Below are 12311 nucleotides of genomic sequence, written 5' to 3'. Positions count from 1 at the left end.
CAAATTTTAGGATTTTTTTGGATTTGATTAATAATAAATACCTTTTTTATTCATCTTTATTGCTTATATGCGTAGGATTAACAAGTAATATCCTTCTTGAAAAATTTTGTATGTTTTCAAACAGTACATTTAGCATCTTAAGTATTCCTATTGGTTCAGTTGATAATTATTTTTATCCCGGATTATTTTTATTGTTTTTGACCACGATAGGTCTGTATTTATTGCCCTTCTCATTCCTTCTTATTAAATGAGAAAAAAGCCACTATTAGTTTCACATTCTTAGTAGCAGTTATAATCTTCCCTCACATTCCATTTTAATTTTTCAGTAAGTAAATGCTGGTTAGCATTAATCTTGGCGAGTGCGTCTGCTAGTTCGTCATCACTGACCTATGAGAAGTTTAAACCCTTCGGGAAGAACTAGCGGAGAAGACTGTTGAGGTTCACATCGCTCCCCTGCTACCGTGATGAATAAGGGTCGGCGAAATAAAGTGGCATGCCAAGTGAGGACCGGATGCGCTCGTAACAGCTGAACGCCTTGCCTCAGTCCGTCGTCGCCGTCATGAATGTACCCCTCTGGGAAGACGCCATGGAACGTGTTGATCACCTCCAAAATCGAGGCCGCACTGCGGTTCGCGATTGGTAGGACGAGGTAGAACCGGTCCTTGCGCTCGATGAACGTCGCGACGCAAGCCTCCGACCTCCCGCGGCCGGTCCGAGACGGTCAGCCCGACGTTGATGCGCCCGACGATCTGTTCCGGGGACCAGGTCGCCCGCAGTTTCTCGATGATCGTCAGACGCATCATGTCGTCGAGCTTCGTCTTAGCGCCACAGTTCTCTTTCGCCCTCACATAGCGTTCCTGTGCACGTTCCGATTTTTACCCGGTGTTCCGTCTGATCTCCCGCGAGACGGTCGAGGACTGCCGCCCAAGCCCCAGATAGGTCTCTATTTCCACGCGCTCGGTTGTGGTAAGATGGGTATAGCTCATGGCGACTCCTCCGTCTGAATGTTTGCGTCGTAACTTCATTCTACACTAGGCCGCCGCTATGGGCTTTTTTTGCGTTCACGTTGGGGTATTGCACTTAATTTTATAATTCATCTAATATAAATAATGGTACGATTTACAACTTCCACTTTGAAACTATTGAATTATATTTAATCACAGAATGTCATAATTTTAAAAAAAGTATATCCATCCAAATAAATATACGCACAATAGTCAGTTGTTGAAGATACACTAAAATTTACGGATGCCGCTTGATTTAGTCCGATGCTCGCGTCCCCGTTTGTGGTAATTGTATTGTTATTATAAAAATCTCCGTTCACAATCAAAAAATTCGACCATCGTTTTGTAAATGCGTGTCTCGATTTTCCGTAACAGTTGGTTCGCTGGCACGAGTTCGTCGAACGTTACTATCTCCAATTGAGTTCGGTTGGTTTTCCGATTTTGTTGATTTCCTGATCATTCGATTCTCCTACATAACTGTTTCTATGTCCCTCATTATAAAAAAGCGATGACGTTACGAAAAAAAGGATTGATGCGTGGACCGACCAAGGGCACGGCGAGACTTCCAGGGGATCAGCAAGCAAAGGGAGGTCCAGCAGCGACAATGTCTCGATGCGGCTCCCTGTTTGTCCTCAGAAAAGCGAACTGTGCCCGGTCGGGCAAATAAAAAAGACTGCAGACAATGTGATGTCTACAATCTGAGACAGCACGGGCCGTCTTAAGAGTTCTGTAAAATCTTGATGTCGTTGACGATGTCCTCGATCGGCACGTCTTGGAATCCTTGATACGCCTTGATGATTTTCCCGTCCTGATCGACGAGATAGAACCACGTCGCGTGATCCACTTGGGTGCCTTCTGACGGTTTGCGGACGAGCGCTTTGAAGTTTTGTTGCGCAAACGCCTCAATCTCTTCTTGCGAATAGCCCGTCAAGAATTGCCAATCGGCTTTCGCCAAGTCGTAATCAGCCATGAACGCTTGAATCTTGTCCGGCGTATCGACGGTCGGGTCGACGCTGAACGACACGAATTGGACGTCTTCGACGCCTTCCTCGACGAGCGCTTCATTGAGTTTCGTCATGTTGTACGTCATCGGTGGACAGACCGTCTCACAGTTTGTGAACACGAAGTCGGCCATCCATACCTTCCCTTTCAAATCATCGAGACTGACCATCTCTTCATTTTGATTCATATAATTGAACGACTCGATCTCCCAATTGAGCGGGTCTTCAATTTCATTGCTGCACGCGGCGAGCACCGCCATCAGGCTAATCAAGCCAATGAGCATCCATTTCTTCACACGTTCCATCTCCTTCATTGTCAGTTGCGTCTCACGCGCCAGACGAGGAGCGTGATCAAAGTAAATGCCGTCAAGGCAAGGAACGGGATCGTGACGAACCCGAACCAGTTGATGTATTGCACGTTGCACGGTACGCCTTGCACGCACGGCTTGATATCGGCGAAACCGGGTACTTTTTGAACCAAATAATGGTACAGTGAAATCAGACCGCCGATGATGGAGAGCGGCAATACATACTTCTTCACCGCCCGGTCGTCCGTGAACACGGCGACCCCGAGCAAGATGACGAGCGGATACATAAAGATGCGTTGAATCCAGCAGAGCTCACATGGCACGAACTCACGAATCTCGCTGAAATAAAGACTGCCGAACGTCGCCGTGAGGGCGACGAGCCAAGCGAGATACAGACCATAACGGGTCAAAAATGACTGCTTCATGGTGTGCCTTGCTCAATCAATCGCTCAATCGTCTCGTAGTCGAACGGGTCTTCGAGCATGACGCCGTTAATCATGATCGATGGCGTGAACTGGACACCGTGCTCTTTGACAAGCCCGTCATCGAGACTCACCTGTTCGAGCACCGTCGAGTTTTCACTCAAATCGTCCTCGAGCTTCGCCACGTCGACCGATGTCGTCTCGCTCGCAATCTCTGTCAACCGCTCGACCGTGACCCATGCCTCGTCGTGCTGCTGACTCGCCGGTTGCGCGTCGTAGAGCGCCTTATGGAAATCCCAGAACGCGTCCGGGTCTTGTTCATACACCGACTCTGAAGCGAGCGATGCCAAAATCGACTCTTGTCCGTGGAACAGGACGTTGATGTAGCTGAAACTGATTTTTCCGGTGTCGATATAGTCTTCCTTCAACTTCGGATAGACCGTTTCGCCCCACTGTTTACAAGACGGGCATTTATAATCCCCGAACTCCACGACCGAGACGGGTGCGTCCGCATCGCCGAGCGTCGGCTGGCCTTCCGTCGACACGTGTTCTGTCGTCGCCGGTGCCGCCGTTTCGGCTTGTTCGGTCGGTTGATTCATCAGGACGACCACGACGGCCACCAAGGCGACCGCGAAGAGCGTCGCGATGACCAATAGTTTATTCTGTTTCATTATGTCTCACCTCTATTTATATCGATTCGTCTTTCATTATAACGAAAGCGCTATCTGTTTCCACGAAATCGACCTTGTTTTTTCTCAACTTTACTTCATGTCATGGAAAAGATGACGATGACGTCGCATCAACTCGTGAACAAGCTCAGACAATCTTCATTCAAAAAAGAGTGTCTTTCCTAGTGAAATTATGTCTCGAGTTCACTATACCTAGACGATTCTTCATCCCTCTGTGAACGCTAGAATAAAATTGACAGTTTTTGCTCGATACGATTTTACACTATTGCCGAAAAATCAGAACAGAACTCCGATAGAGTAGTTGAGGCTATTTTATCTGGAGGGAATGGATTTGGAGGAAAAGTTAGTGTTACATATCAAGATTCATCAAATGTATCAGCAAAACATGAAAGTGGCTCAAATCGCACAGCACTAAAAATATCGAGACCGACGGTATATAAGTACCTGAAGATGACATATGAAGATGCCCTACATGAATTTGACGAGAAAGCCTGTTCACGAAAGAAGAAGCTCGATGCCTACCGAGACTGGATCATTGCATGGTTGGAGGAGTATCTGCATTTGAGCAGCGCACAAGTACATGACTAGTTACTTGAAAGATATCCCGACCTGTCGGTCGGATCGAGCACGGTCAGGACATACGTGAATGAAATCCGAGAAATCTATCAGATCGAAAAGAAAAGGGTCGTCCGCCATTACGAGGCCATCCCAGAACAACCGATGGGCAAGCAAATACAGGTGGACTGGGGTGAGACCAGACAACAGACTAAAGATGGAAAAATGATAAAGCTTTATTTCATCGCGTTCTTACTTACGCACTCTCGGATGAAATATGCCGAATGGAGAGAACGACCGTTCACCACCAAGGACACCATTCACTGCCACGAAAATGCGTTCCAATTTTATGGTGGGCGCCCTTCTGAAATCGTCTACGACCAGGATCACCTCATCGCAATCAACGAGAACGCAGGTGACGTCCTATTGACCAATGAGTTTCAAGCCTACGTGAACGAACGGAAGTTCAAGATTCATTTATGTCGCAGGGCCGACCCGGAGTCGAAGGGTATGATCGAGAACGTCGTGAAGTACATCAAACGGAACTTCGCGGACAGCCGAGTGTACCGGCATATCGAGGATTGGAACCACCGTTCCATGAGATGGTTGGAGAGGACTGGAAATCATAACGTCCATCAGACAACGAAAAAAAGACCAGCTGAAGTGTTCTCCGTCGAAAAACAACACTTACAACCGGTCTTATCGCTACTCTCTTTCGAAAGTATCCGTACCGAAAGTATAGCAAGGAACGTCAGCAAGGACAACACAATCCGTTATCGCTCAAACCGTTACACCGTCCCAATCGGGACCTACTCATCGGTCAAGAAGAAGGTGGTGTTCCTCGAGGTGACCGAACAGGAACGGTTATTGATTCGCGAATCTCCCGAGGGAGAAGTGATCGCAGACCACCGGGTCAGCAAAGAGAGCGGAAAACTGATTCAAAGCCGTGACCACCTTCGGGATCGTTCCAAAGGAATCGAAGAACTGAAGCAACAGGTCCTCACCTATTTCGAGGACAGAGGGGCGGCGTCCGATTATCTGGGTAGCTCTCAAAGCGTTACCCGAGATACCGACGTGACCAGTTCAACATCATTAGGGACGTCGCGACCATGTATCCTAATCACTTAACGATAGCACTGGAAAAGTGTTCGCAAGAGAGTCTGTTCAGCGCCAACGATTTCCGGGACGTGGTCCACTATCTCGCGATCCTCGCGGACGATGGGTGTGATACAAAACCCGATACCGAACGTCCGAAGAAATCCGGGATACAGGTCGCAACGAGGCCGATCCAAGCCTACACCGACATCCTGAAAGGGGTGACGGCAAAATGAGTCAAAGCGTTTCCGAGTTACAACAGGACTTTCGGCAGCTTCGTCTCGCCGAGACGGCTGACGCCCTCCCACAGATTTTGAGAGAGGCCGAAATGGCCTCCTGGACGTATATCGAATTTCTAAGTGCCATCACGAACCATGAACGCGCAAAACGAGACGCTAAAAGTTTGGAAAGACGAATGAAGTGGGCCCGATTCCCGTTCATCAAATCCCTCTCGGAGTTCAATTTAGTGGAACAGACCGCACTAACCGCCCGACAGCTGAAGCAGTTGAAACAACTCAACTGGCTCGAACAACAGTACAACCTGATCCTCTTGGGCCCTCCGGGCGTCGGAAAGACGTTTTTGGCTGTGGGGCTGGGAATCGAGGCGGTCAACCACGGGTTCAAGGTATACTTCGTCACGATGGGCGAACTCGTCCAACTATTAAAAAGTGAAGAGTTCTCAAGCAAGTCGAAGATCCAGTTAAAAAGGTTGCGAGATTCGGACCTGGTCATCATCGATGACCTGATGTACATGGCGATGGGCCAACGAGAAGCCAATCTCTTCTTCCATCTCGTCAACCACCTTTATGAGCGCAGCTCGATCATCCTGACCTCGAACAAAAGCCCCGATCAATGGGGCGAATTGATCGGGGACCAGGGCATCACGACTGCGATACTGGACCGCTTACTCCATCGCGTCGAAATCATACATAGTGATGACGACAGTCATCGGATGAGGAACCGAAAATCATTGTTTTCGGCAGAAGTGTAAAAGGCAAACGAGCAAAAAGTGTCAAAATCAACTTGACGTCTACACCCTCGCATATGACCACCCAGAAACATATCTCCACTAAAATCCTTTCTGAACAAACCCTATCCGCTTATAATGACAAAGGTCTACCTATTGTCGTTCTAAGGTTTGGTGCCATCTGTGCAGAAACGAATTCTTATGGGGTGGCGATCACATTAAACGCATGCTGAACTTCGACAATGTGACATGGGTTCACCTTGATGACTCCGTTCCTTAGGTCCATACCGATAATTTATTAGAAATGATTTACATAGTTTTATTACAAGGCATAGACGGAGAAGTCTACCACGCCATAAAACAGAATGTAGACAATCGCAATTCCCGTGTAAGATTAGCCATTGCCGCAAAAAAAGAAAATCATTGCTCCCAATTATCAAGTAAAAAGTGACCTATACATTCGATAAGATTCAAGCAATTGGATATAGACCGCGTAAAACATGCAAGCAGACGGTGGGAAAACTTCAAAAAAATCGGGAGAAGAATAAGGGTATGGTCTCATTTTTGAACACAAAAACACCATTCGCCCGATTAGTCAGGCTATTGACAAACCAAATCGCCCTTTGCGATTTGAACCGCTCCCCGTCAAGTAGACAGGGCAAATAATGAAAACCAATCTAAACGGCTTGAGACCTGTATTCGACAGGGCTCAAGCCGTTTAGTCGTTTCTAGAGTAGACCATGGTTGTAGAACGATATGTAGGTCTCGATGGCCGACGTGAGTTCGCTATAGACCTGGAACTCACGCAAGTAGTACATCTCGACTTTCAAAGTGCCCCAAAAACTCTCGATCGGGGCGTTGTCGAGACAACGACCAACTCAGGACATGTTGCCGATTAGTCCTGCGTCTTTCACCATACGTTTGAACCCTCTCGAGGTATATTGGAGCCCTCGGTCACTATGGATCATCGGACGCGCTCCTGGACGGAGCCCCGCGATGGCTGGCATCATCGTCTGGAAGACGATCCCGTTGTTGTTGGACCTTCCGATACGATAGGCGACGATCGATCCGTCGTACAGGTCGATGATCGCGCTCAGATACGCCTTCTTCCCGGTACCATATTTGAACTCGGTGACGTCGGTGCACCATTTCTCGTCCGGCCGAGACGCACCGAATTCTCGGTTCATCAGGTTCTCGGCCACATGCTGTGGCATCGACTTCTTATGTCTCTTCCGCTTCCCGCGGATGATCGATTGGATCCCATGGATATGCATCAGGCGATAGACTTGCTTTTCATTGAACGTGGACAGACCTTGTTGCCTGCGTAGCCGATTGATTGTCATCGTGACCCGACGGTAGCCGTATGTACGGTTCGCCTGGTCATAGAGTAGACGAATGTCCTCCAGGAGCTTCTCGTTCTCTTCTTGACGCACCGATACGGTGCGGTTCAACCATTTGTAATAGGCCGCACGTGAGATGCCAGCTGGGAAACCTGGGTCTATCAAGGATTGGCGGTTCTAATAGTGGGTTGCCCGTGTGCCTTAGTCATTTCGACGCCGATTTCGATTGTTTCCGCCATCGGTAATGCTGCCAAAAAAGGGGTCTTGATTAAAGGCGGCGTATACCTGGAAGAAATGGGCGCGCTGAAAGCTATTGCATTTGACAAAACCGGTACCCTGACCAAAGGTGTACCTGTCGTCACAGACTTTAAAATCACGAACAAGCAGGTAAACGAGAGAGAACTGCTTTCTATCGTGACGGCATTGGAATATCGTTCTCAGCATCCGTTGGCCTCTGCCATCATGAAAAAAGCGGACGAGGAAAACATACCTTACACCTCTATCAGAGTTGAGGACTTCTCTTCCATCACAGGAAAAGGCATTAAAGGAACGATAGACGGCACCACCTACTTTATCGGAAGCCCGCTTCTCTTTAACGAGCTAGGTGTTGAAAGTATTGATAATAATCTGGACCAAACCGTAACGGCTCTGCAACAGCAAGGTAAGACTTCGATGATTATCGGAACGAAACAAAGCATATTGGCGGTTATCGCCGTAGCCGACGAAGTCCGGGAATCCAGCAAAGAAATCATCCGGAAACTACATGATATGGGTATTAAAAAGACAATTATGCTGACGGGTGACAACAAAGGGACAGGCAAAGCTATCGGCCAGCAAGTTGGCGTCAACGAAATCCAGGCAGAATTGATGCCAGAGGATAAATTAAATGTCATTAAACGCTTGCGAGCTGAGTACGACAATGTCGCGATGGTCGGGGACGGCGTAAATGACGCTCCGGCACTCGCTGCCTCTACTGTTGGAATTGCCATGGGTGGTGCTGGAACGGATACCGCTTTGGAAACAGCAGATGTCGCCCTGATGGGCGACGATTTGAGCAAACTACCGTTTACGATAAAATTGAGCCGAAAATCCCTAAATATTATCAAAGTGAACATCGCGTTCGCTATCAGTATCAAAGCGATTGCATTACTCTTGGTCATCCCGGGCTGGCTCACCCTATGGATAGCTATTATGTCCGATATGGGGGCAACTCTTCTGGTAGCACTGAACAGTTTAAGACTGATGAATGTCAAAGAATAAAAAAACAAAAATATTCATTTTTATATCCTCGAATTTGTACTGGGTATGATAAAAATAAATGATCTCTGTTTTTTAAGACGGCTTTAAGATGACTTCGGTATTGTTCCCGAGTCATCTTTTTAGGTTTCATTGTCAGCTTTTTTATCATCAGACAGTTTTAATCGAGGCCGAACCTTATTCATTGACCGGAATATTCTCCGAAGTATGGAAAGAAAATCCGGTCGATAGGTCTACTAAACTATGACAATTAAATCTAAATATTTGAACGTTCGTTTTGGAATCATTCATTCATTCGAATACATCCTATTTTAAGAGACGAAATTTCGATAGTGTTCAAAAAAAAAACGAATGAGGGGGTTTCTAAATATACCCTCATTCGATATTCAGTTTCCTTGCACGTAGAAAAGTATTTATTGGTATCAGACGGTATGAAGTATAGAATTTTTACTCATATGTCGAACCTCAGTGTGGATTTGGTGCAAGGATGACTTATTTCTTTAGTTGTGTTTTTTTGATTCTAACTCTATTGTAGAATGTTTAATATCTAGTTTTGAAGTCACTTCTTTGACTTTTTGTTTAACAATAGTTGAATCCTTTAGATTCATCTCTTCTACTATTAAGTGTAAATTCATGGCGTTATCTTCGCCATCAATTGACCAGACATATAGGTTTTGAACAGAAATCACTTCTTCAATACCTTCAATCTTTTGCTTCACCTCATCGATGTCAATACCATCAGGGACAGCACCTAAAAGTATTTTCATTGTTTTAACTAAATTACGAAACACATTCACTAATATAAACAACGCAATAGCAATTGATAGGATGGGGTCAAGTATATGTATATCCTTGAAGAGTAAAACTATCCCTACTACAAGAACGGCAATCCAACCTAAAACATCTTCTAAAAGATGCCAAGATAGTACTCCCTCATTTACTGATTTTCCTTTGTGTAGACGGAATGCCGCAAAACCATTTAAAAGCACACCAAAAATTGCAAACCAAATCATTCCTTGTGCATTAGAATGCTCCGGTTCAAACAGTAGAGGAATTGCTTGAGTAAAAATATATACAGATCCAATTATTAATATTGTCGCATTTATTAATGCTCCTAAAAGGGAAAAACGATTATATCCAAAAGTGAAGTTATGATCGGGTTTTTTGTTCGAAAATTTTTGTAAGAACCAGGACAGGCCCAATGCAAGAGCATCACCTAAATCGTGAATGGCGTCCGACATGATTGCAACACTATTAATCAAAAATCCCCCGATAAATTCACCAATCGAGAAAACAAGATTAATTATAAATGCTAGTTTGATATTTTTTGATGCCTTATCAGTACTCGCCATTGTTCGATCTCTCCTCACTTGGTAGTCCATCCTTAAAAAGGTTAGTTGTTAGAATAATACTGGTCTCTAGCGTTCTGCAATATAATAAATTTCTTTGCCTATTGATTGTAAACAACGCATACTTGAGAACTTAAGCGCAGTTCTTAATATTTTAATAAACAATCGAAGGACGTAATTTTTGAAAGCGAAATTAAATACATGTATCTAATTTGTTAGAACCATTTAGGCACTAATTTTATATATAAGACTTCTCCGAACAATTCGGTAACGGTCTGTAAAATGATCACTACAGCTACTTGTGTTGATAGGGGCTCTGGTAATATAGATGCTAATGGAAGAACTACAAGTGAATTCCTTGTTCCCATACTAAATGTAATTGCTCTTCTTGAAGCAATATCTAGTTTGAACAACTTACCAAGGGACTTTGACACCCATGGTATGATAAGTAGAAATAAAATATAAACTGGTATTACATCTATTAATGTCCCGAGGTCACTATACACTTCCCTAATTTGAGAGGCAACTACCACAAAAAGTACAAAAGACATAAATGGAACGGGAATCCATGGCGGCATTTTCATGATACGATTACCTAAAGAACTCTTTTTAGAACACAATTGTGTCATTATCGCTAATAGAAGCGGTATAAAAATCAAAAATAGAAATGCATCTAGAAATGGACCCATCCTAACGATACTAATAGCCTTTTCTCCTAATAATACGAATAAATATATGGGTAAGAGTATCGTCTGTAAAATTAAAAGAATCGGTGTTACTTTTAACAATATTGATTCGTTTCCCTTTCCCATCTTTGTAAAAACAATCACATAGTCGATGCACGGTGTTAACAACACCAAATACACCCCCAGCATCAGTGATGAATCTTGAAGAAATATGATAACCAAAACCTAAACTATTAAAGGAACGGCAACAAAATTTCCTAATAAAAGAGCTACCACAAACCTCATGTTTGTAGCAGATCCATTCGATTTCAGAAACGGAATTTGAACGAACATCCCATACATCAAAACTCCTAAAAGGGGAGAAATAAAAATATCGAGATATACAGCTTCTGTATTCAATAGACCAAAGATTACTGCCAACATCAAAAAAATGATGTATATACTGACTTGGTGGGCTTCCACCTTCTCTAGCACTTGAATTCCGAATTTGCTTTCCTTCTCTATCAAAATCACCCCCAAAATTTTCAGGAAATTTCAGAATGAAATAGATAACTCCACGATTTTAATTGCCAGGGCAAGAGGTTTTATATTTTTTCTTCTAGTATTTTTATTTATCCAACAGTAAAAATACCGACTGAAAGTAAATATAATTAAGGCTCATTATTTACACTTCCGAATATAGTTAGTATCTTGAATATATATCAGTCAAAAAATAAAGTGATAACCATTAAAAAAATAATTATTTTAGCCTAAAGCCACATCTAAAATCATCATGATTGTAAAGCCAAACATTAAACAAACAGAAGCCAAGTCCTTGTTTCCATTTTCTTGAGATCCTGGGACTACCTCCTCCACTACAACAAAAATCATTGCTCCTGCAGCAAAGCTTAGCGCAAACGGAAGTAAAGGCTCCATTATGAGTACTGCTACTACTCCTACCAACGCCGCGAACGGTTCAACCATACCAGATAACTGGCCATAGAAAAAACTTTTACGACGAGATAATCCATCTCGTCTCAATGGCATTGACACAGCAGCACCCTCAGGGAAATTTTGTATGCCGATTCCGATTGCCAGCGCGATAGCTCCCGTGATTGATGATGAAGGGAATCCTGCTGCAACTGCTCCAAATGCAACGCCTATGGCAAGTCCCTCTGGAATATTATGCAATGTTATTGCTAACACCAGTAACGTGCTCCGCTTTCTCTTCTTAGGGTTTATACCCTCAGCCTCATCCATCGGTGAAGTGGGATGCAGATGTGGAATCACTTTATCAACACCTGATAAAAAGAATCCTCCAAGTAAGAAACCGATTGCAGCTGGTAACCACGCCGGAAGAGAATCTTGTTCCGCCATCTCAATTGCAGGTGAGAGTAATGACCAAAAACTAGCGGCAATCATTACTCCTCCAGCAAAACCGAGCATCCCATCCATTAGCTTTTGATTCATTGATTTTGTCATAAACACTAACGCGGCACCAAGCGCCGTCATCCCCCAAGTGAATAAAGTACCCAGCAATGCTTGAGTAAGGGGTTCTAACGAAGAAATATATTCAATCATCTATCAAAACTCCGTTGCCAAAAATCGAGTTTCTATACATGCTCAAAATTAAGTAACTATTATCCAAAATCAGCATTG

6 protein-coding genes and 4 pseudogenes are annotated in these 12311 nt (G+C 44.4%); 3 read left to right on the top strand and 7 right to left on the bottom strand.

What is annotated here, in order from left to right; all coding sequences use genetic code 11:
- Positions 1 to 1722: 1722 nt before the first annotated feature.
- The 3 genes from KNO61_RS03400 to KNO61_RS03390 are packed head-to-tail and all read right to left on the bottom strand — an operon-like array spanning position 1723 to position 3406.
- The gene (locus KNO61_RS03400; RefSeq protein ID WP_214689690.1) at positions 1723 to 2310 is read right to left on the bottom strand and encodes an SCO family protein; all 588 of its coding nucleotides are present in this window, start codon (positions 2308 to 2310) and stop codon (positions 1723 to 1725) included.
- Positions 2311 to 2321: 11 nt separating this feature from the next.
- Positions 2322 to 2738, bottom strand: a complete 417-nt coding sequence (locus tag KNO61_RS03395; protein ID WP_214689674.1) for a disulfide oxidoreductase — start codon at positions 2736 to 2738, stop codon at positions 2322 to 2324.
- Positions 2735 to 3406: a DsbA family protein gene (locus KNO61_RS03390; RefSeq protein WP_214689672.1), complete on the bottom strand. Its 672-nt coding sequence runs from the start codon at positions 3404 to 3406 to the stop codon at positions 2735 to 2737. The genes KNO61_RS03395 and KNO61_RS03390 overlap by 4 nt, the downstream gene beginning before the upstream one ends.
- Before the next feature lie 364 nt (positions 3407 to 3770).
- Here KNO61_RS03390 and istA point away from each other — a divergent pair.
- Positions 3771 to 5310 (top strand): annotated as a pseudogene (gene istA, locus KNO61_RS03385) (IS21 family transposase).
- Entirely contained in the window at positions 5307 to 6065 is a 759-nt protein-coding gene (gene istB, locus KNO61_RS03380) for an IS21-like element helper ATPase IstB (RefSeq protein WP_214689670.1), read from the top strand. Before istA ends, istB begins: the two are co-directional and overlap by 4 nt.
- A gap of 704 nt (positions 6066 to 6769) precedes the next feature.
- On the opposite strand, the pseudogene KNO61_RS03375 reads toward istB, so the two are convergent.
- Positions 6770 to 7525: pseudogene (locus tag KNO61_RS03375) on the bottom strand (IS3 family transposase); the annotation flags it as partial.
- Here KNO61_RS03375 and KNO61_RS03370 point away from each other — a divergent pair.
- Positions 7517 to 8641: pseudogene (locus KNO61_RS03370) on the top strand (heavy metal translocating P-type ATPase); the annotation flags it as partial. The pseudogenes KNO61_RS03375 and KNO61_RS03370 overlap by 9 nt on opposite strands.
- Positions 8642 to 9138: 497 nt before the next feature.
- Here KNO61_RS03370 and KNO61_RS03365 read toward each other — a convergent pair.
- From KNO61_RS03365 to KNO61_RS03355, 3 genes and pseudogenes are all read right to left on the bottom strand, one after another.
- Entirely contained in the window at positions 9139 to 9990 is an 852-nt protein-coding gene (locus tag KNO61_RS03365; protein WP_029336174.1) for a cation diffusion facilitator family transporter, read from the bottom strand.
- Positions 9991 to 10202: 212 nt separating this feature from the next.
- Positions 10203 to 11096: pseudogene (locus KNO61_RS03360) on the bottom strand (arsenic resistance protein).
- A gap of 321 nt (positions 11097 to 11417) precedes the next feature.
- Entirely contained in the window at positions 11418 to 12233 is an 816-nt protein-coding gene (locus KNO61_RS03355) for a ZIP family metal transporter (RefSeq protein WP_029336175.1), read from the bottom strand.
- Positions 12234 to 12311 lie beyond the last annotated feature (78 nt).

It is taken from the genome of Exiguobacterium sp. s140 (assembly GCF_018617035.1).
Lineage (GTDB): Bacteria > Bacillota > Bacilli > Exiguobacteriales > Exiguobacteriaceae > Exiguobacterium > Exiguobacterium profundum.
This window is presented reverse-complemented; position numbering and strand designations above follow the sequence as displayed.